Source organism: Neobacillus drentensis, from assembly GCF_036965645.1.
Taxonomy (GTDB): domain Bacteria; phylum Bacillota; class Bacilli; order Bacillales; family Cytobacillaceae; genus Neobacillus; species Neobacillus drentensis_D.
Genome location: NZ_JBALPZ010000082.1, coordinates 37,406 through 63,348, shown reverse-complemented (window position 1 = coordinate 63,348; position 25,943 = coordinate 37,406). Strand labels below are relative to the sequence as shown.

Annotated in this window: 25 protein-coding genes; 3 read left to right on the top strand and 22 right to left on the bottom strand. The window is 38.6% G+C overall.

Features of this window, described 5'->3' with window-relative positions; genetic code table 11:
* The first annotated feature begins 37 nt into the window (after nucleotides 1-37).
* A complete protein-coding gene (locus V7266_RS16440; protein ID WP_335469119.1) occupies nucleotides 38-916 on the top strand; it encodes an AraC family transcriptional regulator in 879 nt (292 codons plus the stop codon).
* Between the two features lie 148 nt (nucleotides 917-1,064).
* Here the strand turns inward: V7266_RS16440 and V7266_RS16435 are convergent, their stop codons facing one another.
* Both V7266_RS16435 and V7266_RS16430 read right to left on the bottom strand, forming a co-directional pair.
* Nucleotides 1,065-2,099: an electron transfer flavoprotein subunit alpha/FixB family protein gene (locus V7266_RS16435; protein ID WP_335469118.1), complete on the bottom strand. Its 1,035-nt coding sequence runs from the start codon at nucleotides 2,097-2,099 to the stop codon at nucleotides 1,065-1,067.
* Nucleotides 2,100-2,927: an electron transfer flavoprotein subunit beta/FixA family protein gene (locus tag V7266_RS16430; RefSeq protein WP_335469116.1), complete on the bottom strand. Its 828-nt coding sequence runs from the start codon at nucleotides 2,925-2,927 to the stop codon at nucleotides 2,100-2,102. It abuts the gene before it with no gap.
* A gap of 648 nt (nucleotides 2,928-3,575) precedes the next feature.
* Here V7266_RS16430 and V7266_RS16425 point away from each other — a divergent pair.
* Complete coding sequence (locus V7266_RS16425; protein ID WP_335469114.1) at nucleotides 3,576-4,328, top strand: TraR/DksA C4-type zinc finger protein; 753 nt, start codon at nucleotides 3,576-3,578, stop codon at nucleotides 4,326-4,328.
* Nucleotides 4,329-4,426: 98 nt separating this feature from the next.
* Here the strand turns inward: V7266_RS16425 and V7266_RS16420 are convergent, their stop codons facing one another.
* The 6 genes from V7266_RS16420 to V7266_RS16395 all read right to left on the bottom strand — a co-directional run bounded on the left by V7266_RS16420 (nucleotide 4,427) and on the right by V7266_RS16395 (nucleotide 8,188).
* Nucleotides 4,427-4,630, bottom strand: a complete 204-nt coding sequence (locus V7266_RS16420; RefSeq protein WP_335469113.1) for a hypothetical protein — start codon at nucleotides 4,628-4,630, stop codon at nucleotides 4,427-4,429.
* A 96-nt stretch (nucleotides 4,631-4,726) separates the two neighbouring features.
* Nucleotides 4,727-5,548, bottom strand: coding sequence for an STAS domain-containing protein (locus V7266_RS16415; protein WP_335469112.1), 822 nt, complete (start codon nucleotides 5,546-5,548; stop codon nucleotides 4,727-4,729).
* 88 nt (nucleotides 5,549-5,636) lie between these two features.
* Nucleotides 5,637-6,236 (bottom strand): PP2C family serine/threonine-protein phosphatase, encoded by a 600-nt coding sequence (locus V7266_RS16410; protein WP_335469122.1) that lies wholly within the window; start codon nucleotides 6,234-6,236, stop codon nucleotides 5,637-5,639.
* Between the two features lie 162 nt (nucleotides 6,237-6,398).
* Nucleotides 6,399-7,403, bottom strand: coding sequence for a PP2C family protein-serine/threonine phosphatase (locus V7266_RS16405; protein ID WP_335469111.1), 1,005 nt, complete (start codon nucleotides 7,401-7,403; stop codon nucleotides 6,399-6,401).
* A 3-nt stretch (nucleotides 7,404-7,406) separates the two neighbouring features.
* Nucleotides 7,407-7,823: an anti-sigma regulatory factor gene (locus V7266_RS16400; RefSeq protein ID WP_335469110.1), complete on the bottom strand. Its 417-nt coding sequence runs from the start codon at nucleotides 7,821-7,823 to the stop codon at nucleotides 7,407-7,409.
* The gene (locus tag V7266_RS16395; RefSeq protein ID WP_335469109.1) at nucleotides 7,802-8,188 is read right to left on the bottom strand and encodes an STAS domain-containing protein; all 387 of its coding nucleotides are present in this window, start codon (nucleotides 8,186-8,188) and stop codon (nucleotides 7,802-7,804) included. Before V7266_RS16395 ends, V7266_RS16400 begins: the two co-directional genes overlap by 22 nt.
* Nucleotides 8,189-8,605: 417 nt before the next feature.
* On the opposite strand from V7266_RS16395, the gene V7266_RS16390 reads away from it, so the two are divergent.
* Complete coding sequence (locus V7266_RS16390; protein WP_335469108.1) at nucleotides 8,606-10,021, top strand: PQQ-dependent sugar dehydrogenase; 1,416 nt, start codon at nucleotides 8,606-8,608, stop codon at nucleotides 10,019-10,021.
* A gap of 251 nt (nucleotides 10,022-10,272) precedes the next feature.
* On the opposite strand, the gene V7266_RS16385 is transcribed toward V7266_RS16390, so the two are convergent.
* The 14 genes from V7266_RS16385 to V7266_RS16325 all read right to left on the bottom strand — a co-directional run bounded on the left by V7266_RS16385 (nucleotide 10,273) and on the right by V7266_RS16325 (nucleotide 25,845).
* Nucleotides 10,273-10,455: a Fur-regulated basic protein FbpA gene (locus V7266_RS16385; RefSeq protein ID WP_335469106.1), complete on the bottom strand. Its 183-nt coding sequence runs from the start codon at nucleotides 10,453-10,455 to the stop codon at nucleotides 10,273-10,275.
* Nucleotides 10,456-10,809: 354 nt separating this feature from the next.
* Nucleotides 10,810-12,255 (bottom strand): GntP family permease, encoded by a 1,446-nt coding sequence (locus V7266_RS16380; RefSeq protein ID WP_335469104.1) that lies wholly within the window; start codon nucleotides 12,253-12,255, stop codon nucleotides 10,810-10,812.
* A gap of 184 nt (nucleotides 12,256-12,439) precedes the next feature.
* Entirely contained in the window at nucleotides 12,440-12,892 is a 453-nt protein-coding gene (locus tag V7266_RS16375; RefSeq protein WP_420491425.1) for a carboxymuconolactone decarboxylase family protein, read from the bottom strand.
* A gap of 1,463 nt (nucleotides 12,893-14,355) precedes the next feature.
* Nucleotides 14,356-15,525, bottom strand: coding sequence for a tricarballylate utilization 4Fe-4S protein TcuB (gene tcuB, locus V7266_RS16370; RefSeq protein ID WP_335469102.1), 1,170 nt, complete (start codon nucleotides 15,523-15,525; stop codon nucleotides 14,356-14,358).
* Entirely contained in the window at nucleotides 15,500-16,891 is a 1,392-nt protein-coding gene (gene tcuA / locus V7266_RS16365; protein WP_335469101.1) for an FAD-dependent tricarballylate dehydrogenase TcuA, read from the bottom strand. The genes tcuB and tcuA overlap by 26 nt, the downstream gene beginning before the upstream one ends.
* Nucleotides 16,892-17,024: 133 nt before the next feature.
* Nucleotides 17,025-18,206, bottom strand: a complete 1,182-nt coding sequence (locus tag V7266_RS16360; RefSeq protein WP_098530520.1) for a 2-methylaconitate cis-trans isomerase PrpF family protein — start codon at nucleotides 18,204-18,206, stop codon at nucleotides 17,025-17,027.
* 108 nt (nucleotides 18,207-18,314) lie between these two features.
* Nucleotides 18,315-18,494, bottom strand: coding sequence for a hypothetical protein (locus V7266_RS30770; RefSeq protein ID WP_420491424.1), 180 nt, complete (start codon nucleotides 18,492-18,494; stop codon nucleotides 18,315-18,317).
* A gap of 757 nt (nucleotides 18,495-19,251) precedes the next feature.
* The gene (citG, locus tag V7266_RS16355) at nucleotides 19,252-20,145 is read right to left on the bottom strand and encodes a triphosphoribosyl-dephospho-CoA synthase CitG (protein WP_335469100.1); all 894 of its coding nucleotides are present in this window, start codon (nucleotides 20,143-20,145) and stop codon (nucleotides 19,252-19,254) included.
* A gap of 117 nt (nucleotides 20,146-20,262) precedes the next feature.
* Nucleotides 20,263-20,793: a citrate lyase holo-[acyl-carrier protein] synthase gene (citX, locus tag V7266_RS16350; RefSeq protein WP_335469097.1), complete on the bottom strand. Its 531-nt coding sequence runs from the start codon at nucleotides 20,791-20,793 to the stop codon at nucleotides 20,263-20,265.
* A 2-nt stretch (nucleotides 20,794-20,795) separates the two neighbouring features.
* The gene (gene citF, locus V7266_RS16345) at nucleotides 20,796-22,346 is read right to left on the bottom strand and encodes a citrate lyase subunit alpha (RefSeq protein ID WP_335469095.1); all 1,551 of its coding nucleotides are present in this window, start codon (nucleotides 22,344-22,346) and stop codon (nucleotides 20,796-20,798) included.
* Complete coding sequence (citE, locus tag V7266_RS16340) at nucleotides 22,346-23,242, bottom strand: citrate (pro-3S)-lyase subunit beta (protein WP_335469093.1); 897 nt, start codon at nucleotides 23,240-23,242, stop codon at nucleotides 22,346-22,348. Before citE ends, citF begins: the two co-directional genes overlap by 1 nt.
* Nucleotides 23,243-23,557 (bottom strand): citrate lyase acyl carrier protein, encoded by a 315-nt coding sequence (citD, locus tag V7266_RS16335; protein ID WP_335469091.1) that lies wholly within the window; start codon nucleotides 23,555-23,557, stop codon nucleotides 23,243-23,245.
* Between the two features lie 6 nt (nucleotides 23,558-23,563).
* Nucleotides 23,564-24,643, bottom strand: coding sequence for a [citrate (pro-3S)-lyase] ligase (gene citC, locus V7266_RS16330; RefSeq protein ID WP_335469089.1), 1,080 nt, complete (start codon nucleotides 24,641-24,643; stop codon nucleotides 23,564-23,566).
* A gap of 20 nt (nucleotides 24,644-24,663) precedes the next feature.
* Complete coding sequence (locus V7266_RS16325; protein WP_335469088.1) at nucleotides 24,664-25,845, bottom strand: NAD(P)-dependent malic enzyme; 1,182 nt, start codon at nucleotides 25,843-25,845, stop codon at nucleotides 24,664-24,666.
* Nucleotides 25,846-25,943 lie beyond the last annotated feature (98 nt).

Here is a 25,943-nt window from a genome sequence, read left to right as displayed (position 1 = left end):
GTAGTGACATTTTAGAATAAAGATAGAGGTGATTCGTATGGAAATCGTGTCAATTGCAGTGCCGCCTTTCCCAATTTTTATTGAGGGGAATATCACAAAATATGAAAAAGGAGCATCGCATCCAGATAGAAGTGATTTGGAATACTTCGATATTATTTTTGTGAAAAAAGGGAAGCTTTACTTAACTGAGGATAGGAAAGAATTTACCGTAAACAAAAACGAGATGTTGGTTTTACTGCCTTTGAAGCACCATTTTTCGACCCGTCCGACAGATGAAGAAACAGAATTTTATTGGCTGCATTTTTATACAAATAGTTACTATACAGAAGGCGATGAACCAAGGAAATTACAATCAGACATTCCCATCCCTTCTTTACACTTTCATAATCACAGCTATACCCTTCAGTTACAAAAAAAGTGTAAATTAGTCGATTATGAAGAGATTTACAAAAAAATAGATCAGCTTTTACTAGCGACTACGAAAGAAAATAAAGAATTATCTTTCTGGGACATACAGATCAGCTTTTTTTCTCTCATTAATTTATTGGAGTCTCAGGGAATGGCAAAGGATAGTGGTTACATTATCTCAGAAAAAGTAGCCCAATTTATAAGAGATCATTACTATGAACCCATCACTAGCACAATGTTAGCGGAACAATTTAATATTCATGAAAATACAATTGCTAAATACATGAAAAGATTCTTTAAAGTAACTGCACTTGAGTATTTGAATACGTATCGTCTAGAGCAAGCACGAATTTTGCTATTAAAAACAGATTATCCCATTCAATCAATCGCAGAACAATGTGGTTTCAGTTTTGGCCCCTATTTTTCAAGCGCTTTTAAAAAGACTTATGGTGTTTCGCCACTTAACTATCGGAAACAGCATATGAGGAGCGTGAAAGGAAAGGGTTGAATGAATAAGCTTTTTCCAGTAACCGTTAGGTTCAGTGTTCATAAAAAAGAATCCCAATTTTTTATACTGGGATTCTTTTGATTGGAATTATAAACTGACCTTGGCATAGACAGGGAAATTCCAGCCGGTATCCCCCTTCCATCTGATATCAACCTTGGCTGGTATTGCTTACCTTCTCTTTTGATAGTTCTTTTTGAAATTGTTCAATTAGTATTGGGGCGATTTCGAAGGCATCGCCAACAATTCCATAATGACAGGTCTGAAAAATGGGTGCTTCTTTATCCTTGTTAATGGCAATAATTAAACCGGAGTTTTTCATTCCAACTATATGTTGAATGGCACCAGAAATACCAATTGCAAAATAAATTTTAGGCGTTACTGTCACACCGGTTTGCCCTACTTGATGAGCATGATCGATCCATCCCGCTTCCACCACATCTCTGCTAGCACCAACTGCTCCCCCAAGTGTTTCTGCCAATTGGTGTATTAACTGAAATCCCTCGAAGCTTCCTAATCCTTTTCCACCTGCAACAATGATATCTGCTTCGTCGATTCTTACTTTCTTAACCGTTTCCTTTACAATTTCCAAGACTTTTGTCCGAATATCTTCTTCCTTTAGGGAAATTGTTTCTTCAATTATCTTGCCAGTTCTTCCAGACTCTGGGGTCAGTGCCTTCATGACTTTGGCACGTACAGTCGCCATTTGGGGACGGTATTTTTTACATAAAATGGTTGCCATAATATTTCCGCCAAAAGCCGGCCTGCTCGCCAATAGTAACCCCGTTTCCTCTTCAACATCCAGCTCCGTCGTATCCGCTGTCAAACCTGTCGGCATATCGGTAGCCACTGCGCTTGCCAAGTCTTTCCCCGTTGAGGTGGCCCCGAAGAGGATAATTTCCGGTTTATATTTATCCGTACATTCCAGTAGCGCCTTCATGTAGGTCTCGGTCCGATAATGTTTAAAAATGGGTTGATCATATAAATACACGGTATCTGCACCATATTCAAAAACGGTCTTCGTTAAATGCTTAACATTTTCCCCGATTAGAATACCCGCTAATTCCACTCCCCGTTTGTCTGCCAACTTTCTGCCGGCCCCCAATAGTTCAAGGGATACGGAAGCAACAACTCCATCTTTTTGTTCAATGAACACCCAAACACCTGTATAATCTCGGAAATCCAATTACATTTCCTCCTTTGTGTCAAACAATTCTTTCCTTTCAAGCAGGACAGAGACCAACTGCTCTACTTGTGTCCTTGGATTGCCTTCAAGGAACGTTCCCCCTGCCGGTTTTTGCGGAGCCCATACTTTGGAGACAATCGTTGGGGATCCCTTCAAACCAAGCTGTTTTATATCTACTTCTTCCAGGTCATCGACAGACCAGATATGAGGTTTATATTTGGCAGCTTTTATCATGTTTGGAAACGGAGAATATGGCACTTCATTAATTGTTTTTTCAACGGAAAACAAACACGGCAATGTAGACTTTACGACTTCATGTCCGTCTTCCAACTTTCGATGGACTATGGCATATCCTTCTTCTTGATTGATTTCCACTACTTTGTTCACAGAAGTCAGCGGTGGAATATCGAGCCTTCGTGCTATTCCGGGGCCGACTTGCCCCGTATCTCCATCAATGGACATTTTTCCGCAAATGATCAAATCTACGGGCTGTTGTTTTGCTATTTTTTCAATTGCCTTTGTCACAGCATAGCTCGTTGCCAATGTATCGGCTCCCGCAAACCGGCGGTCCGTGATTAAATAGCCCTCATCGGCTCCTATTTCAATACACTTTTTAATGGCAGTAACTGCCGGAGGCGGCCCCATTGTTACAACAGATACGATTCCCCCATACCTATTCTTTAGACGAACCGCCTCTTCAACAGCATGGGCATCATATGGGTTCAATATCGCGGGAGCCGTCCTGCGGTCCATTGTATTTGTTTTTGGGTTCATCTTGATAATTTTGGTGTCAGGTACTTGCTTGATACAGGCCACAATATGCAGCATTTAACCCCTCCCTTTTAATAAAAAAGCTCTGTTAAATTTGGCTGTTGATTCTTTCCAACAGTAATCCTTTTTACGCCCGTTTACATTTACTTTATTAAGAGAGATGTCCATACATTCGAATTTTCTGACAGATATCCATACAAAAAAATTCAAACGAATTAAAAAACCGCCCGTGTGCAGGATTTCACAGGGCGGTTATGGGGAGAGCAACACTTATTCATATAGCTATATTAATGCATTTTTCTTTTACAGAATAATATGTATCGATATATCAATAAAAATAATAGTTTCGCGCGGCTTAATGATCCCAAAACAGCAATAGCCCTACCTCTCTACCGCCCTTACGGTTCCGAGACCGTTCCAGATAGAATTGGGAATTATCTTTTCATTCTGCATATCAATAATTAAATGCTTACTAGTTACTATTACAATACCCAATAAGTTACTAACTAAAACTACGAAATTATTATTCTACAATAACCGATAGGTAAAAGATTTAATATTAGTGCCCAAAAATCCGTTATGCATCTTTTAGATATGCCACGTTAATAAGCTGCAATACCTTCATCATTGTGCCAGGTTTCTATATCATACAAAAAGGGTATTTTAAGAGAGTAATAGCAATTATAAAAGAGGATGTGAATCATAATGCTTTCTACGAACCAGCTTAATACCTTAAAACATAGGCTTGAAGAGGAAAAACAATCAATCAAAGAACAAAATGTTCACAGAAATCTGGATACAAGCATGCGGGAAGGTGTCGATGAACTATCATTATATGACAATCATCCGGCCGACCTAGCTACAGAATTATTTGATCGTGAACGAGACCTTGCATTAGAGGAACACAAGAATAAAGAGCGAGAAAAAATAAATATTGCCCTAGAAGCCATTGAAAATGGAACCTATGGAAAGTGTCAAGTATGCGGGGATGAAATTCCTATTGAGCGCCTGGAAGTTCTTCCCTCAACCTTACACTGCGTCAATCACTCACCGGAAACATCTGGCGGAGATTATCGTCCAGTGGAGGAAGAAATTTTAGAACCTTCCACAGTCAATTCCTTCAAGCGTAAACCGAAAGATGGTGTTGTCGATACCGAAGATAGTTTCAAGGAAGTGGCCAGGTTTGGGACCTCAGAAACTCCTTCCGACCTCGTTGGAGATTATACTAGCTATAATGACCTGTATAACCGTGGGAAAAACGAAGAATCCTATGTGGAGGATTACGAATCTTATTCTGCCACAGATATCACTGGTCAGCAAAAAACCATTCTGCCTTCCAGAAAGATGGAAGAGTACAAGGACCTGCTAGATAGAAAAGGGATCGAATCCAAAATTGGAGACATTCCGTATAAAGAAAGAGATGATTATTTGGATGATAAAAAAACAGAGACTAACTAATTTTAGTCTCTGTTCTTTCTAGTACTTATGATATAAAAACCAAAGTTACTTCATATAAATTACATTTGTTGGGCTTTGCGGGATTGTAAATAAATATCCTATTGCTCTGGAACTGCAGTGTCGTCTTGATTACTTTGATTCCCTCCATTTTCTTGATTGTCTTGATTACTTTGATCACCTTGCTCTTTAGAAAGCATATAAAGTTTGTAAATAATAAATAACCCAAATAAACCAGGAAGCGAAATACCAAATAATATAAACCAGCTCGTATTAATGATGTGTAAATAGATCCAATTGGACAATTTACATCCCACCTAATCCTCTTTTTCATTAGTTTGTCCAAAATAACAAAAAAGCACCCATCATCACGAGTACTTCTTCTCATTAATATGTATCTCTTAACTAAGATAATTATTTAAAGTTTGCTGCAAGGTTGCTTTGGTTTCAGTATAACTTGTAAGATCAATCCCTAAATGAACCATTTTTCTAACGAGCTCTGGGCGTAATCCCGTTATTACTGATTTAGCCCCCATTAAAGTGATACCAATCAACACTTTTTGAAAATGAGCAATGGTTACTTCGTCCATATCAGATATACCTGATAAGTCGATAATTAATGTTAAAAGTCTTAACTTTGATATATCCGTCAATACTTTTTCTTCAATAATTTCCATACGATACGAATCAAACGTACCAATCAAAGGCAATACTGCCACTGTTTGGCTAACAGGTATAATAGGGACAGAAAGATGTTCTACTAATTTCCTTTGGGTAAGGATTAATTGATCTTTAAACTCTGAATAGCTAATGAAAAACGAATTTAGAAATTCATCAATTCCATCATTTACCTTCTCTTCCAATTCAAAAAAATTGTCTTTAAAATTTATATTCTCATTTATTCGATCATAAAGTTTAATAAAATGCCATAGAGCACGTCTTATTGCATGTACCCATTCTAATTTGAAAGCAAGAGTTAATGAATGCTTTGCCCAAGCAATTCCTTCTTCTTTAGCAAAAGAAATGAGGTCTTCTTTTCTGTTTTCCACAACAAAAAGTACTAACTTTTGAGCATTTTTCAATAAATCAATATTACCCTCTTTTAATATCCCCTCTATATTAGAGGCAACATTGACAGCCTCAGATAAAAGTTTCTTCTGAAATTCTTCGTTATGGTTATTGATATACTGCGAAATGTTTTTAGAATCATAATACTTTTCCAACTTTATTCCTCCTCTGGTAAGTCTCTTTACACTTCATAGAGGTATTTCCATGTTAATACCCGTTATTACAAAACAATAAACATCTTTTTCAAAAAAGTTGACCCACAATATACGTCAGGTCATCTTTTCCAGTTTTCGTATAATCCTCCAAATGGTTAGAGATTTCTTCCACCGAGGAGGCGGAACTTACTAAGGACTTAATACCAGGAATTGCAATACCGTCCGTATGAAGGATAAATTTTGACCCCTTTTCATAAGAAAATGTTTCGCACCGGTATTTTTGAGGCTTTCCAGATAAATATCCTAGAACAGGCAGCGGATAGATAAAGCGGCCTGAGGGGCAAGAAAGAACAAATTGAATGTTTCCCACTGAGCTATAAGTGAAGGTCTTTTGTAAAAAGTTTACCTTTAATATGGATAAAGTTGCACCCCTTTTATCCTTGAGGACCTGATTACAACTGTCGATTAAGACATCTACCTCTTTATCATAGTTATTTTTCACCTCTTGACGAATCGCGTTTGACGAATAATAGGCATATTCCCCGCTCCCTAACCCATCGGCTACCACACAAATAAAGTAATCGTCCATCACTTTCATATAAAAGCTATCCCCGTTAAAGTCATTACCTTTCTTGGGAATTTGATAGGCTATTGCTTGAATATGTTGGTTAAAGTCAAGTTCGAGCATTTTTTCACCTTGCATCTTTACCATGTGCCTCCATTGATTTTTCATCTCTCTTTTAGGATTCTTTAACTACTCTATTTATTCATATAATAATAATCTGTGTTTGCTAAAATACTACACGATGCTTGGCATACGCATAATAAAAACTACCCCATTGAGAAAGTTTTAAACTCTTTTTATAATGATTAGCGTAAAATCATCTCTTAACTCATAATTCTGAAGTCTCTCGATATGACGATAAATATTTTCCACCATTTCTTGTGCGGATAGGTGCATAAAGGATTGAATTAAATCGGTAATGACCGAACGTTCAATAAATCCATTTTCTGTCCTTGATTCCGTTACACCGTCAGATAGCAAAACGATCATATCTCCTCGGTTAACCTTTTTTTCATATTGCTCATATGTAATATTCTGTTCTACCCCTAACACCATTCCTCTTGTTTCAAGGTCCTCAAAGGAGTGAGAGGAGGCGTCATAGTAGAACCCTTGTTCATGCCCCGCAGCAGCATAAGTGAATGAATGCATATTTGAATCATATATTCCGTAAAACATGGTAATAAACATACTTGAATCCACATTATTTTCTACTACTCTATTTAAATTTGTTAAGACTTCATTTGGAGTATTTCTGGACGTTGGTAAACTATCCATTGCATACTTAATCATAGACATACAAAGTGCAGCAGGTATTCCTTTGCCTATTACATCTGCAACGGCAATACTTATACATTCACCATCCTCAACAAAGCGATAAAAGTCTCCATTCATTTTCTTTGCCGGTATACTAATAGCACCAATATCTACTTCCTCTAGTTTCGGTATAGGCGTTTCTAATAGGTTTTCTTGGATGCTGGCGGCAATCTCAATTTCTGATTTAATTTCAAACTGCTTGTCCCGTAAGCTTAGATGTTCTTGATAGGCTAGTCCATAGTTCATCATAAATTCTATGAGGAAATCAAAAGAAGCTAAAATCTCATCTCCCATATCCGGAAATAATTCCTTTAAGACTTTACAATGGATACTAATAATTTCTTCAGGGGGTATTTGCTGTTTAATGGATTTCCTACTAAACATCTGTCCTTGATACAGTGCAGTTTCAGAAGATTCTTCTATGTATCTACGAAGTATTTCACGATAACTTGATTCTAAAATCGATTTAAAATCCAACTTTTAGCCAAACCTCCTATCCCGAAGCCATTTTACTACTCGAATGGTTGTTCCCTCTCCAAGTGATGATATCAAATCAAATTCATCCATTAATCGTTTCACTCCTGGCAGTCCTGCCCCTAAACCACCAGATGTTGAAAACCCATCCTCCATCGCTCTCCTAATATCCTGAATTCCTGGACCCTGATCAACAGCCAATACTTTTAAACCTCTTTTTTCAAAATTATTGACAGGCTCGAATTGAATTTCTCCCTTACCGGCATATAAATAAATGTTACGTGCCAACTCAGAAATGGCAGTGGTGATTCTTGCTTGGTCAACTGTTCCAAAACCTAGCTCTTTGGCAATATTTCTTCCTAGCTGCCTAGCTGTAACGATATCCCATTCTGATACTATTTTTACAGAGGACTCGTTTTCCATGCTTTAATCCCCCAACTCCCTTGTAATATTTCTAACCCCTTTTCTAGATCTAAAGCTGTATGGACATCTTGAAGATGAATTCCGAGTTCAACAAGCGTAATTGCTACAGCTGGTTGAATACCAGTTAAAACAACTTTTACCCCCATCAATTTGGCCATACTAATTACATCCCCAAGAACCTTAGCAATAAACGAATCAATCATATCTACAGACGTTAAATCAATGACAACACCGCTGGCGCCCGTTTCATGTATTCTTTGAAGCAATGATTCTTGAAACTCTATCGCCGTTTTATCATCCAGCTCCCACTGAATGGAAACAAACAGACAATCATATAATTTTAAAATAGGTATTCTTGTATTCATTCTATTCCTCCATTAATACAATCTTTCGATTTGTCATTTACTTCGAAAATATGGCTTTTTAATATTATACCAATAACACAAACGCTAAGAAAGGTGCTATCTCAAGGTAGCTATAGTAAAAAAGCATTTTAAGTCTACGTTTATTTTTCCAGGGACACCAAAATAAACGTCAAAAAAAAGGACTATCAATACGATAGTCTAAGAGTTTGCAGCAAATAAAGATATGGGGGAAAGTAGCTAATTATTATATACCCGCATTTTAATAAGTTAAACATAAAAAAAATTTCCCAATCCTCACTTTTACTAGGTCCAAATTGTTTTATCCCTTATCGGATTCCCTAGCCCTACTAAGGTACTATTGGACCTGTTCTATACATATTCTTATAAAAAAAACAATATGAAGGAGGGTAAAGTTAGATGAAAAAAGTTAAGGTTAGGTTACGGCCTATTGTTAGTAAGATAAATTTACCCACTGTTTTAAAAACAGCCATCCTTCCGGGTGACTCAATTGAGAACTTATTTATTGCAACTCAGGCAGGAGAAATTTTTTACATAGGAAACGGAGTCATAAGAACTTTTTTGGATATTCGCCCGCAAATTATTAAATTAGGTGGTTCAAGTGGAGGATATGATGAACGGGGTTTATTAGGTTTAGCCTTTCACCCCCAATTTTATTATAATGGTCTGTTCTATCTTCATTATTCAGCAGCAGGAACACAAGGTCCAGGTGTCCTTACTGAACATTTTCAGCCTAATCCGTGTGATCCCAAAACCTTAACCCAAAGGTGGATAAATAGAGAAACTCAATATGATCATATTGATACAGTGGAAGAATGGGTTTTACAAGCGCATGGTCAACCTCAAAAACGACGGACATTACTTAACATAAGAAGGCCATTTTTAAATCATAATGGCGTCAATAGCTTAAATTTTTCACCTGAAACTGGAAAACTTGTTTTAACTACTGGTGATGGTGGATCAGGCTATGATCCGTTTAATTTAAGTCAGGATATTATGGAAATAGCCGGTAAAATAATAGAAATTGACGTAGTAAAGAATACCTTCATCAATAATCCAGCTGTAGTCACACGATTTAATGAACTTCCCGTATCTATTCAGGAAACACTGACTGTCATTGCCAAAGGAGTCCGCAATATACCAGGCATTTCATTTCAAAGGTTTTATAATCAGTATATCAAGTATGTGGGAAATGTCGGACAGGATTTAGTAGAGTCCATTTTTTCATTTATTCATTATAAACCCATACCGGTTACTCAACTTGTTCAATCTTCTTTAATGAAAACGGAACCTGACCAAGAAGGATTTATTAACTTAGGCTGGCGAGGGTGGGAAGGTGCTTTTCCTACTTCGATTTTAACGGATTGCTCTACAACTCCGACTTTAGATGAGAAAACAATTGCTTACTACAATGAAGCAGTAAACACTTCGGTACTGCGGCTGCCGCCTCTAACTAGTTATCTTCATAAAGATTCCCGGCCCGACAAGTTTGGAGGAACGGCACTTACAGGCGTGCAAGCCTATTTGGGGAATGGAATTCCCGAATTAACGGGAAGTGTTGTGTTTTCCGACCTTGCACGGCATGAAGAATCTCGGCCCCCGGTTAGAGGGGTTTTGGCTTATACCAAGGTAAGAACAGATGGTAAACTAAATGATTTTAGTGTGATTGAATCCGAATATAATTTTGGGTCTCAATCAGCTTATTATGTTAGTTTGGGAACAAATCAGGATCAAAGCAGATTATATTTAGGGGTATATGGCTCAATGAAAGTAACTGATATTAACCAAGGTAGTGTTTTTGAAATTGTTTCATGATTTTCAAAATGATTTAAAGCAATTAATCTCTTTTCGAATTATAGTACAAACAAGAAAGCAATCAGGCTCCCTCAAATTAAAAAGAAGCAGGGGATTTGTACCCTGCCCCTGCTTCCTCAAAACTATTTTTTTGCCCCTGCCAAGGAATTTCATTTTACCACATTATTTACCAACTTGCCATTTCTCTTACCTATAGAGAACCGCAGGTATGGTACCACCATACAGTCTAATGTAATGTAACCATGTTTATTTTATACCCACTGGATAGAACCATACTCACCATGCGGATGTGTTTGTAATTTAAATCTTCTATACTCATATTCTAATTTCGATAATGGCCACTCATAAAGCCGTTGATCTTCTTTGTTAAATACATTTAAAAAAACTAATTTATTGATAAGTTTTTGTCTCTTTTTTTCATTATTATTTCTCATTAGAAACACTCCTTTAGTTTACAAAAACTTTCCCTTGAAGATAACAACGTTTAAATTTGTTTATTAGATTAATTTCATTATAAACCAATAATTCCTATCAGTAAAGTATGAATTTAACTTAAAGAAGCAAAAGATGAAAGAATGTCCTCTCTAAAGTTGTATTTTTATTCTAGAAATTTAGGAAGAATCAAGGAATTAATCGGTAAAAAATCAGAATGGCTTTTTCAGCAAATGATCGATCAAAAAAGAAAAAAGGTTTATTCGTCCCATTATGAGACAAATAAACCTCACACCAAATCATTTATGAAAAATATAATCTCAAACGAAAGGGACTCATCTATCACTACATGCAAATCATACTATGCCTGTTAACGTATAAACTAAGATGGCGAATGCTACCGCAAGTGTTTTAATGATAGTGATTGCAAAAATGTCCTTGTATGCTTCCTTATGCGTAAGCCCAGTTACAGCAAGCAGGGTGATAATTCCTCCGTTGTGCGGAAGAGTATCCATACCACCAGATGCCATCGAAATAATGCGATGCAAAACTTCGGGTGGAATATTGAATTGAGCGGCGGCAGCCAAATACTTCTCAGACATAATACCTAAAGCGATACTCATCCCTCCAGATGCAGAACCCGTAACACCCGCTAAGATGTTTGTAGTCACAGCACTATTAACTAGCGGATTGGTAAAAGTACCAGAGATTGCATGTTGAACAGCACCAAAACCTGGCAAAGCTGCAATGACTGCTCCAAAACCATATTCTGATGCGGTGTTCATGGTAGCTAGTAAAGATCCCCTGATTCCAATATTCATGTTTTCTTGGAAATTAGCTTTAACTGCTTTGAAGTTAAGTACAATTGTCGATACAATACCGATTATAAGTGCCATTTCAACTGACCAAATCCCAACTACAGAAGACATGTTAACTGACCCAAAAGCTTCTAATCCAACCTTTGAAAAATCAAAGCCATTTTCATACCATTTAGGAATGGAGATGGTAAAAAATTTATTCATGACTCCGACCAATACAAGTGGTAGAAAAGCAAGCCAATCTTTTGCACTAACTTCTTCAAACGCCTTCTCCTTATTTGTTTCAAACTCATCCAATTCAACTGCAAGACCTGCTGCTATTTCAGACTCTGCTCCCATTTTGCCAAAGTACCCTTCTCCAGCAGCTGCTGCTTTACGACGACATCTTTCAAGATACAGCATACCTAATCCAATAATGAAAATGGCACTGATAATACCTAAAAAAGGTGCTGCATAGATATCTGTTTTAAAGAAAGTGGTCGGGATAACATTTTGAATTTGTGGTGTACCAGGCAATGCATCCATAGTAACAGTAAAGGCTCCAAGAGCAATTGTCCCAGGCATAAGCCTTTTAGGTATATTTGTTTTTTGGAACAACAGTTTAGCAAATGGATAAATGGCAAACACAACAACATATACACTAACTCCACTATAGGTAAGAATAGCGCACATAATTACAATTGCTAGAATAGTACGTTTCGCTCCAACCATACGTATAACGAGCCTAGCTATTTTATCAGCTAATCCCGATATTTCAATCACTTTTCCAAAGATGGCCCCCAATAGGAATACAGGAAAATAGTTTTTTATGAAATCAACCATTTTCACCATAAAAACATTAGAAAAGAATGGCAAAACATGACTTGGCTCTGTTAAGAATACAGCGAGTAAAGCACAAATTGGTGCAAACAAAATCACGGAAAATCCTTTATATGCTAAAAATATTAATAACCCTAATGACAAAAGAATAACGATTATGTCCATAATATCCTCCATTGACGTTCAATTATTTGTCCAACCCTTTTCAACCCATTTACCTTTAATAAAAAGCATTTACAATCCTATACAAATACACTATCCCTGAATTCTTGGCGGCGGTATGTTCTATGAATTTTGTGATGAAATCAGTGATCTTGATTGGATTGTTGCACTTCACTATCTTTTTTTCTTACTTCTTGACCCAGTTTCCATCCTCTTGCGCATCAATTGGAATGTTAAAGGTTTGGATATAGATTGATAACATTTTGTAAAAACCGATGACAATCATGGCATCCGACAATTCTTCAATGGAGAAGTGTTCAAGCGTGTGTTTGAATACAACGCCCGGCGCTTTGCCTTGTTCGAGTATAAACTTACCAAAACGCAACAGGACCCGTTCACGCTCCAAGAATGCTTCACCATCATCAATGCGTTGTTCAGCGATGGCGATGAATTGATCTTCGCGCACGCCTGCTGTTTGAGCAATGGAAACATGTTGTTCCCATTCATAGTCGCTGCCTTCATGCGCAGCCACCTGCAGAACAAGAAGCTCTTTGTTGTAATCGGATAGTGTAAGCCTCTTGAAAATGGCGTCGGTTAGATCTATGACTTCCACGTAAGTACCTGGGCTATACCCCAGCATTCGGAAAAAATTCACTTTTGTAGGTAAGCTTTCGTACTTTTGCTTTACTCTCTCAGGTACTTTTGTGTAATCAGGGTACTCAATTTCAATTTTTGAACTAAGCCTTTCATTACTAGACAATTTGTGTCACCTCTTCTAATAGTTTCATCGTATAACTATGGTTCTTCTGCTTTTTATCCGTTCCACTGAACACGCTTTCATTTTTCTTGGTATTCTTAGGTGGTTCGTTAAATAATATGCAAATACCGTGCCAAACTACTTTTCTAGAGGATATCTCGGTTTTTTTGTGTGTGCTTTTATAAAGTGTCGCAAATTTGAAACTACCAACGTGAGAAAAGTATTAATCATATCTTCTTCCTCAACTAATCCCATTTTTGCGACAGCTTTCTCAATATTGCGACGTTATTAAAATTGAAAAACACATAAAAGACAGCTTTTACCTGAAAGTGTGATAGTTTACTTTTTCTTTCATTACTACATTGATTAATAATATTTAATTGATTTGATTGCATAAAAAAATCCACCATTCATTGAGAATCTGGTGGATTTGAAACACTAGTATACACTAATTCAGTCACACTAGTACTATGTAATTTTTAGAAGAATACGGTGACTTTTCATTCGTAAATCACAGTTTAACTGTTGACAAAACACATACAAAAAACAGCTTAAACCCTTGAGAGGTTTGAGTTTGATTGGCGGGACTGCGTGGGAATCGAACCCACCAGACCTGGCACGCAGGTCTCAAGCAGTTTTGAAGTTAGAGGGAAGGTATCATGTTTGATTACATTTAGTTTTATATAATACCGTAAAGTCTTGATTTAATGCACTTTTTATCAATTCATATATCATTTAATTTTATCTAATTAATTATAAAAACATCTAATCTGTGACCAAGTTGTGACCAAAAGTGTGATCAGTTTTCTTATTTTATTAATGGGATTAAACAAGTAATTGAGGAGGTTTAAACATACCTCCTCTTCTTCCATTTGTCATCCAAAGGGACAATGAGCTTATTGATCCAAGTGACACAACCCTCTCAAGGTCGTCAGGTGCATTCGATTATAACAGTTTCAATTTGAAGTTGTTGATTAAATAGGCTTCTTATAGACTCATATGATATATACAGATGTTTTTGGTGGCAATACGATTGGTTTTGTTGCCACCAAATGACACCAACCCAAACCCTTGGCATTTTCACGGCTAGATGGCTGCTAGAGCGTCGATAGTACTCTTCGATAGCGTTAATATTTACCTAATCAATTTTTTACGGATATTACCGGTGGTAAAAATTCTGATACTCTCTTTTCCGTCTGGTCATTTGTTTCGATGTAGCGATTTGCTTAGCGCACAAAAAGGCTTCGCTATTTATTACGCGAAACCTCTCATTTTTATATTTTAAACATAACTTGTTTATTTTTTATAGTTGTGGTACGTCTTGCGTTGAAAGATATAACCTTTAATTAATGCTTACTCATAACTGTTGCACCAGGCTTAATAGGTTGTTTTTGTGTTTTTACTTCTTGTGCTGCACCCGCTGCTATTCTTTCTTCTTGTGCATAACGAATAAGTGCCAAATAACGGTAAACGAAATGAGCAAATTTAGTATATGGAGCTGTAAAGAATAGAGCTGCAACACTTCCTAAATGGATTGCCAATAAAATTCCCATTGCAGCAGTATCACGAGCCAGTAACAAGATCATCCCAGTTACCGCAACAGTCAATAATACAACTGCAAAAGAAGTTCCTGACTGTTGAGCACCTTTATCATGGACTTCAGAGTCACTTTTGGCTTTAAGAGCCAATAGTCCAACAACCCCAATAATGATTCCTAGTCCACCCAGGATCCCTAGAATTACTACTGGATGGTACAGAGGATAGGGAGCTGGAATGTGTAAAACGTGTGCATAAAATGCGCCTAATGCTGTTGAAGCTAAATCTAGCATAAATCCATAAGATACAAAATGGTGAAGCTTACGGCGAGTAGTCGAAGGTTCGTCAGTTGGATACGTACAGCCTGATCCTTCTCCACCAAGATAGCGAAGGCTTAACGCATATTTTGTACCAGTAACAAAATCTTTTCCGATAACTTTCTCTGATTTTGGTGACTTAATATCTTGCCAGAATCTGCTCATTCCTATAATCCAGCCACCAACCATCCAAATTCCTAATGCCAAGAAAACAACAATCATTACAACTTCAGAAAGAGACTCATAGAATGCACCTGATCCTAGATGCGTCTTTAAAAGTCCTGAAGTTCCGTTGGTTCCTATAATTAATGCGACCATTAAAATGATTCCAAAGAAAAATGTGATCCAAAAGCCGCTGCGCTTTTCTCCGAGTCCTTTGGCAAATACTCTTGGGCTTGCATATTTTCGGTATGTTTCTTCGCGCAATTGAGCAAACAACTTTGGCGGGTTAATGCCAAACTCGTGCGGTGTCGTAAATGGACATGCATAATAGCAGTCCCGGCAATCATGGCACAAATTAGCCAAATAAGTCATGTCATTATCAGTAAAATCCCGGCGCAACTCTATCGATTGCCATACAGCACAGTATCCTTCGCAATAACGGCAGGCATTACATAATTTCATTTGACGTTTTCCATCATCTAGTAGCTCTTTTGACTGCATTTGCTGCTTCCTCCCCTGCAATTCTCCCTAAAACTGCGCCCATCGTGAGTCCAAAACCAGCCAGATACCCACGGCGCAGTACATTACCTGCTGCCATTTCTCCTGCTGCAAACATATTGTTACAGAGGCGTCTATCCTTCCACTTGATCCTTGCCTGGTCGTTTACTTCTACCGCAAGGTAGGTAAATGTAATGCCAGTCTTCAGTGGATATGCATAAAATGGAGGCTTATCGATCCGTACCGCCCAATGGCTTTTTACCGGTGTTAATCCTTCTGTTTTACAGTTGTCTAGCTCAGCTGGATTAAATGTTCCTGGGCGAACGGCCTTGTTAAAGTCATTAACGGTCTTAGCCACTACTTTAGGATTAAGACCAAGTTTTTCAGCCAATTCCTCGATTGATCCTGCAAAAATTGGCTCGAATACCGAAGGCATGAATTTTCCAAGTGCCTTACTGTCAATAATCGAGTATGCAACTTGATTGGGCTGCCGGGCAATGAGTCCACCCCAAATAGCATATCGTTTTGGCCAAAAATCTTCTCCCTCGTCGTAGAACCGCTGACCATTCTTATTTACCACAATCCCAAATGGTACACTGTCAAGACGGGTAACAATTCCTCCGTCAAACTTTGGTGCCCTGCCATCAACGGCAACGGCGTGAAACGCGTCTGGTTCTCCTACCTGGGCTGCACCTTTATTAAGAAGCATTTCAAGAACATTACCTTGATTATATGGGGTACCACGAATGATAAAATTCTCAGCAGCCTCTCCCCAGTAACGTTTGTGCCATTCTATATTTGCTTCAAAACCGCCAGATGCAAATATAATAGCTTTCGCTTTGATCGTCTCGATCCCGTTGTTCCTGCGAACTTTAGCAGCCTTGAACTCAGTGCCATTCATTTCTATATCTTCAAGCATTGAATCGTACCAGACTTCTACCCCTTTTACCTTAGCAGTTTGATAGTATGAATTTATCACAGCCTTGCCGCCGCCAAGTTGAAAAATATTCGTTCTTCCTAAATGAAGGGTTCCGGACAGTGCCGGCTGCCATTGAATCCCCTGCTTGTTAAGCCAGTCCGGGAGTTCTTCGGATTTACGCACAACTAATCTTGCAATTGATTCATTTATTTCCCCTCCTGCAACACGCCTTAAATCCTCCATAAATTCTTCCTCAGGATAAGTGCCTGTCATATACTTGTTCTCACGTGTATTCATCACCCTATAATCCCGGGTGAGTCGGCTATTTCCGCCGCGATAAAATTTAGGAGCCCGTTCAATGACCAGCACCTTTACCCCTCGATCACGAGCTGACAGTGCAGCACTTAGGGCAGCGTTCCCGCCACCGACTACTAAAACATCAGTCTCCATATTATAAAACTCCTTTCAAATTAACCTTTTAGCTAACTAAATGGTTAAGCGATTACAAGAGAAAAATAGATTACTAATTTACTTGTCAAAAAAAGAAAAGAAGGGATACTCCTTTTCTTAATATGAAAACTGATCAAGCCATCATGGCATCCATCTTACCAACAAAAATGGAGGTAGGTACATAGGCGTAGCCTTCCATTAGCCTTCTTGCAGTCCGGCCATTGCCAGCCTGTGCCACTAACCATTCTTCTCCCATTTTTTCTACGGATGCATCAGCATATAAAGTTCCCGAAGGATGCCCTACACTAATACCGGTATTGGTATTTAAAACAATTTGATTAGGGATCGTTCCATTAATTTTTGCAGCTGCTGCAAGAGCCATCGCCCCACTCACTGCATGGGCGCTATGAAGAGATCCCATCGTTATATAGCGTGAAAGAACATCAACATCTTCTTGTTTAACAAGCTGTTGATTGACTGTTTTATATACTTTTGGCTTAGAAATCATGGCAATTTTCGGCAATGCATGGGTTGAAGGAGAGACACGTTCGCCTTCTTTAATCAGGCCGATCTTAATCCCGGCTTTAACACGAATTTTCTCTAAGGTATTAAGCAATACAGTATTCCCGTTAACTTCATTGGGAAGCTCTGTTCCTGTTTGCCCGACATCTTCTGCCCGAACAAACACCAGCGTATTAACACAATCAACAATACTTACCTCATACTCCTGGCCATTCTCCAACTTTATGATATCTGTTGGGCTATTGGTAGGGAGTGTTTTTCCTGTAAAGGTTCCGCCCGCATCTAAAAAGTTAAGCATGATTCTGGACGATGAACCAGGAACACCAGCAATTGAAAATCCCCCCTCATATTGAATTTGCCCATTTTTTACAGGTATTTCTGCAACAATAACTTTTTTTGTATTTGTGTTGTATATTTTTACGGAAGTAATGGGTTCAGTTAATGGAACATATCCTTCTTCGACGGCATACAAACCTACTGCAGTGACAAAATTTCCGCAGGTTACATTATAGTCAACCACTTGGCGATCTAGGCTCACCTGGCCAAAAGTATAATCAATATGCGCATCAGGAAGAGAGGATGGACCGACAATTGCTAATTTACTAGTTGTTGAGGTTCCTCCTCCCAAACCATCAATTTGGCTGTTGTCAGGACTGCCATAAATCCTTAAGATGACCCCATCCCTTAATGTTTCGTCTGCAGGGAGGTCTGATCTTCTTAGTATGAGCCCCTTACTTGTCCCCCCTCTCATAATAACAGTTGGTATCTTGTGTAATTGACCATAATCAAACATACTTTAACCTCCATTGTCTTTCTTTTTTAAAACTATAATATAGAAAAATATTATGTTTAAGTTTCGACTAATTCATCTCAAACGACTCAAAGGATTATCTGACTTGGTTCAATTGATTTCTTCCAAGCTTCTTTTAGAGGTTCGAGGTCCAAAGAATATGGCTAATCCTGATACAATCCAAACAAGTGAAATCAAAATAAATACATTTAAATATCTAAAACCAGTGTAAACAAAACTAATAATGAATGGTCTTAAAACATTAGAAAATCTGCCAATTCCGTATGTTATCCCCTGTCCAAAAGAACGAACTTCCGTTCCATAAAGTTCTGATGTATAACTGTAAAGATTGGAAGAAAAGTTCTTTCAATAAATTTTATGAGAAAACCAAATACAACAATTAGTATAGGATTTAGTGTTGCCCCGAATAAAAATACTACAATTGCAATGACGAAGTCGCCATTCCGTTAATAAATCTGGAAATTGCCAGGGACCAGGCGTCCCACGAAAACGCATTCACTACTCAGAAAAAAGATAATAATAGAAGAGAAATAATTATAGATTTCTTTCTTTCTACTTTATCACCGAGCCATCCCCTGCAGAGGCTCCCAAAAACATCCCAAAGAAGGCAATGGAGTTGATTGTTGCTATAACACTTAATGGCAAGTGCCACTGTTTTACCAAAGCCGGAGATGCATATGAAAACGTATTTAAATCGGCGTACTCAAAAAATAGGCAATAGACAAAGCAATACGAACCTTTTTGTGAATCGAAGAAAAAGGCAACCGATCCATCAGATTTTCTATATTAAGCCTGTTGGATCAATTGATAATTAAAAGTTATCATAATATAAAGAATAAAAAAAATATTGATTGTTTATTAACTATCATAAAAACCTTTTATGATAGAGAGAAAAAGGTTATATTTGTTTCAAATAAAAGGATTCTTGAATTTTAAATAAAATTAGTGTAAATCAAATTTGGAAGACTGAAGAATTTACAAGGATATGTACATGTTTTTCGGGGGCAGTTATATAGTACTTTTTTATTTATACCACACAATTTCGCTGGATACTTGAACCAGAAAAAGGTAATCCCTCTAACAGAAGGTCCAACATAACGGTTACTGCCAGAAGGTCTGCTGACCCTCCCGGACTGATGTTTCTTCCAATGAATTCCTTGTCCATTTCAAACACCATCTCCATACCTTGAGGTGTTAACATACCTCCTAAATCCAGTACCTGTTGGGCATAACGTTGAACATATTCCAAAGTTTTTAAATCATGTCTTGCAACAATATTGGTATCCTCGTTTACCACCATTAAATGAAGGAGTACCTGCACCAGAATATCGTTGATATGAAAGGATTTTAAAGATTTTAATTTCCTTATTACAGGAAGAGAGTAATTCCGCACGGTAGCAAAGCCGCTTTCTACTTCTCCACGTATACCCCTCAGACCATATTTTAGAAAAAGTTTTTCCCCGTAAGTAAGACCTTCGGACTTGTTCAAGAAAGTTAGTTCCCTTAAACATAAACCCTTAGTCATTAGAGAAACCTTCTCACAGATTATCTCGATATCCATATTTTTGGATTCATTTTCCATCATACTGCAAGAAGCTGCCGCACAAATGACACCTAAGGAAAAAATTAGACCTTTATGAGTATTTACACCGTCCGTTGCCTCAAACATCACTTTTTCAGCATTAATCCCAAGGCCTCTTAAGGCTTGAAACAGTTCTTCAGGATTTTTCCCTGAGTACTTTACGCCTTCAACAACACAGTAAGAGAAATAGTTACTCAGTGCAGAGCTGCTGTCTATAAACGTAAAGAAATCCATATCGGTATGTGCCCCTTTGTTGAATCTGTCAACAAGCCCAGGTTTGGGGCTAGCGGAAACCTCATAAAGTAAAGCACGCAACGCTTTTTGCGAAATGGTTTGCATCCAGGATTCCTCCATGTTTGATCTTTTTCTCCTTTCAAGCTTGCTGACATATTAAAAATATGACCAAACCCCATAATCTTCCTGGGGGCTTATCGGAGTTTGGCCTTCATAGCTAACTTAAGATATAATTTTTATATAAGAATCAACCATACTATGGATCTTCTCAATGAGGTTTTCTACTGTATGTCCCCTGTTCCGAGCGCAAATATGGGCATCCTGTTCACAGAGCAGGCATTCACGTTTTGAATTACCTAAGGTTTCTCTGGAAATAGGCCTTCCATCAACCCCTATGACATCTAAATCAAACAGCCGGCCAAGTGGATGCTCATTCTCAATCTTAAGCATAAGTGCTTTTAAAGACCGTTCATCAGTTTTCACCACAAAGAACCCCTCAAATCCAGTATCTGGATTTTTGGAATCATAATACTCCAATCCACAATCGGTCTCCTTGAGTTTTTTAACCAGTGCATTGCAGCCCTCACGAAAAATGATGGAACTGTCTTGCGTTTTCTTACTCTCACCTGGCATATTCACTGTGAATGATACCAATGGCATTCTGTATTTCTCGATTAATTCCTTCTGATGTGCTGCCCTAAACTCACGAGCCTCTAATAATTGCTCAAGCGTTATTAGTTGGGTTGCAGTCATCTTCAAGAATCCTTCTTTACCTGGTGAATCACATCAATCACTGATCCATCCCGATACTTAACCACACCGACAATCTTATCTTCTACCTTGATTGGTTCCGGAATTCCGACTATTTGGCTAGCTTTTGCCATGAGTGCTTCAATGGACATAACCGGCAGATTTGCTTTTTTTAGGTTATGATACAAATCCTGCCTACGAGGATTCACAGCAATACCTTGGTCTGTAACCAATACATCAATTGAGCAGCCCGGGGTGACTATCGTATGCACCCTGTCGAGAATAGTTGGCATCCTGCCCCTAATGAGTGGAGCGACAATAATTGCGCAGGCTGCACCTGCAGCTGAATCACAGTGTCCGCCTGAGGCGCCGCGAATGACTCCGTCAGAACCGGTAATGACGTTCACATTAAAATCAAGATCGATTTCTAATGCGCTTAATACTGTTACATCTAATTGATTAACTGCACTTCCAGGATTATCCGGACTTGCATAATACTCAGCATCAATCTGTTGGTGAAACCGATTATTTTTAAGTGATTCATCTGCTTTAAGATCAAAGCCTTGTACATCTAGTAATCTTTTAATAAGGCCTTCCTCATGGAGAGCAACCATCTGACCTGTAATACCGCCCAACGCGAAGCTCGCCTTGATATTTCTCTCAATCATCTTTTCTCTTAAAAACCTAGTTGCCGCCAGGGAAGCTCCTCCTGACCCTGTTTGCAGCGAAAAACCGTCTATGAAATAGCCTGAAGCCTCAATAACTTCGGCAACATTCTGAGCGATTAGCAAATCTTTCGGATTCTTGGTAAACCGGGTTGCTCCCGACATAATTCCTTTTGGATCACCGATTGCATCCACAACCACGATATAATCTACCTGAGACTCAGGAATAGCGAAAGGTGTATTAGGATATTCCACCAAATGATCCGTGATTAAAACTACTTTTTTGGCATGTTGGGCATCAACCTTGGCATATCCCAATGAACCGCATTCTGACGCCGCTGAATGATCCCTGGCATATCCATTGGCATTGCCGGCAGGGTCACAGGATGGCACACCTAAAAAGGCAACATCAATTGGCAGTTCTCCTGAGGCGATTGCCCTGGCTCTGCCGCCATGAGAATTGATCACAATTGGTATGTCCATCAAGCCGTTCGAAATAGCATCAGCTAATTCACCTCGCAGTCCGCTTGTCTCAATCCTCCGAATTACTCCGCTTTTGATATGATTAATCAATGGTGCATGGATGTCCGAAAGAGAGCTTGGTGCTAAAACAAGGTCCTTAATTCCCATACGTGAAATGGCATTGAGAACCATATTAATGATATAATCACCATTTCGGAAATGATGATGGAAGGAAATCGTCATTCCATCTTTTAAGCCTGTTTTACGAATCGCTTTTTCAATAGAATCAAGGATTTTATTTCGATCAGAATTCTTAAAGCGGTCTTTAGAACGCTGTGTATTTTTCATCAATTCATTTGAATCAAACAGTGGTAATGCTCCGAGTCCAAAAATCTCTTCCGGTATAATTCGTCCAACTCTATTAAACATTATTGCCACACCTCCTTAATACTTTCTGTATATACAGCATCAGCCAGTTCAAGGAGACGGTATGCTCTTTCGATGATCGGCTTGTCAACCATTTTACCGTCCATGCTTATAACACCCGACCCTCTTTTCTCCGCTTCTTTCGCTGCTTCGATAACCCGAATGGATTTCTGAATTTCATCTTCCGTTGGCGTAAAGATATGATGCAAAATATTAATTTGGCGTGGATTAATAAGGGATTTTCCATCAAACCCTAGTTGTTTGATAAGTTTAGCTTCGCGGATAAATCCTTCTTCATCATTCACATCAGAAAAAACAGTATCCAAAGCATCAATCCCGGCTGCCCGTGCCGCAAAGAGGATTTGGCTCCTAGCAGCGAGTAATTCAATCCCATCTGTGGACCTTGTGGTTTTTAGGTCAGTTACAAAATCCTCAGCCCCAAGCGCAATACCAATTAGCCGCGAACTCGCCGTTGCAATTTTATAAGCATTAATGACCCCCAAAGCACTTTCAACAGCCGCCATGAGTTTGATGGTTCCCAGTTCGATACCATTTTCCTTTTCAATCTGTGTTATTAATTGATCAGCTTCCACTACATCTTCTGGTGTCTCTGTTTTAGGCAACCGGATTGCATCTGGCTTTGCTCTGACCATAGCTTCAAAATCACCTCTGCCATAAGGTGTATTTAAACCATTTACACGGACAACAACTTCCGTTCGTCCATAATCACAAATTCTTAGCGCTTCATAGACTAAAAGTCTCGCCGCGTCTTTTTCATAAAGGCAAACTGAATCTTCCAAGTCAAACATGATGGCGTCCGATCCATAGATATGAGCGTCCCTAATCATGCCTGGATTGTTTCCTGGTACATACAACATACTTCTTCTCAGCCGACCCACTTATTTCCCCCCCCAGGGAAAACAATTATGATGGGCAGCCCTGTTTACTGCCGTCCTTACTCTAGCCCGGATGGTGCAATCTAAAGCCCCTTTATCATTCGCCATGACTAATGCATTCTCCACCCCTAACTCTAATAATGTCTCTAAAATCACCTTTTTGATTTGTTTGCCAAACTGATTTGCGACAGTACTTTTGAGTTCAAGTTCAATTCCTTTACCGTCATTCTTTTCAATTTGAATGGTGATATCGCTTGACTCAAGCGTCCCTGCAATTCCTACATCCAAAATTTCTATTCTTTCTGGCAACATCAACATTTTTCATCACCCTCTCAATAATGTCTTTGTATGCTTCGCCTGAATACGCTGGATAATTCTCTTAGCCTCAGATGAGAGGAGAAATCGATAGGTTGTTTCAGGAACCAGCTTCATCACTTCTTGTAGCTTACCTGCATGAATTAGATCCCTTACTCTGGAAGCACTAATCGGTTGCGTTTCAGACAACACCCTTGGAATTACCTGTACCTCTATTTCACGGGCAGAAAGAATTTCCTGCATGACCGAGTTATACGTTGATGTAACTTTGCAGCAGGGTTCCTCACCAACAAATCTTTTTTTAATTCCAAGTGCCGGAGCAATATAGTTAGCAAATATGTCTATGTCCAGCCTCGCATGGGTCTCGACCACATCGTGGAACTCTTTGATAAAGTAGGATGGGAAAGTTGCATCCGATATGATATAATCCTTTCCAGAATGAACAACAACATTATCCAAGTGTTTAACTCCTTCTTTTACAAGCCTGTATCTGACTGCAGAAGGAAAACTTGACTTGTCCTCCTGGAGAACAAAAATATGGAGCGTTTCGCATTTCGACGCTGCATACTCGATTAGGTACTGATGCCCTAAAGTAAACGGATTGCAATTTACTATGACAGCCCCTGCACGATTCTTGCCCCCTTTATCAGGGATAACTTGTTCTTTCTCTTGGATGATTTGTTTTAGGTAGTTTTTAATCCCTGCCGAGCGGTTTTCCATTAGAACGACCTTTGAAGGAATTTCGGCGACTGGATAAAACCCCAAGTCAGAGAATATGCTCTTGTTTTTCGGCTTTGTGTAGATAAAAAGATGCGTGTTTCCTCTTGAATAGGCCTCATGGACAAGATGGGTGACAAGTTTTGCTGACAGCCCCATGTTCTGATATTCCTCATCCACAGCAATGCATTTTAGAATTCTACCGCCAAGGGAACCTGTAGCCACGATCTTTTGACCATCAAATATAGCAATTGTATATTCAACATCCGCATCCAGAGATAAATTCTGCTTATTGAGAAATTCCTTCAGCTGACCCATTTCTGCGTTTGATTTAAGGGTTAGAATCTTTTCAGTCAATTTCACATAACACATTGCATGTTCACCTTTTTTTGTTAGATTGCAACTAACTTCGCAATTCCAGTCGACTCGGCTACCATTTTCACAGCATTAGCGACAACCTGGCTCACTCTCATATCAAAAGCATCCGGTATAATATAGTTTTCGTTAAGTTCTTTTTCGGTAACAAGATCAGCAATTGCTCTGGCCGCCCCTAACTTCATTTCATCCGTAATATCTTGGGCTCTCACTTTCAACGCTCCTTTAAAGATTCCCGGAAAAACCAATAAATTATTGATTTGATTAGGGAAATCCGAACGACCGGTTGCAATGATTCTTGCGCCGCCAGCTTTCGCATCATCTGGCATTATCTCTGGAGTTGGGTTTGCCAGCGCAAAAATAATATTATTTTGATTCATCGTATGTACCATTTCTTTAGTTAAAACATTTTCTACCGAGACACCGATAAACACATCTTTATTTTGGATAATGTCTTGAAGGTTGCCTGTTTCAAATTCCTGATTAGTCAATTTTGCTATTTCCTTTTGGGCATTATTAATCGTTGGATCTCCTGCAACAATAGCTCCGTTGATATCACATAATACGATATGCTCTGCCCCTGCAGCCAAAAGGATTCGGGCAATGGCAATGCCTGCGGCGCCTGCACCGTTTATCACAATCTTAAGTTCTTCTAAAGTCTTATTAAGAAATTTAACGGCATTATATAATCCTGCTAATACAGCAACTGCTGTACCATGTTGGTCATCATGGTAAACGGGGATATCCAATGTTTCTTTTAATTGTTTTTCAATATAAAAACATTCTGGTGCTTTAATATCCTCGAGATGGATTCCGCCGAACCCTGACGAAATTATTTGGATGGTTTTCACAATTTCATCAGGATCATTACTGTCTATACAAATTGGAAAAGCATTCACATTACCAAATTCCTTGAGTAGCAAGGCTTTCCCTTCCAATACGGGTAAGCCTGCAAGCGGACTGATACTTCCCAGGCCTAAAACAGCCGTACCATTAGTGATCATAGCAACGGTTGTTCCTTTGATGGTATAATCATAGGCACTATTCCTATCTTTATTAATCTCTTTGCAAACTTCTGCTACTCCTGGAGTATAAATGAGAGATAAGTCTTCCTTACTTTTTAACTCTATTTTTGATTTAATCTCTAATTTTCCGTTATATTCCCTATGCAATTGCAATGACTTTTCTTTAAGGTTCAATATACTTACCTCCATCTAAAGTTTTGTAAATTAATTTTGATTATCTTTTGACATCCCGGCATCAAGAACAGCCTTTCCGCTGCCGGCTACAAAATGAT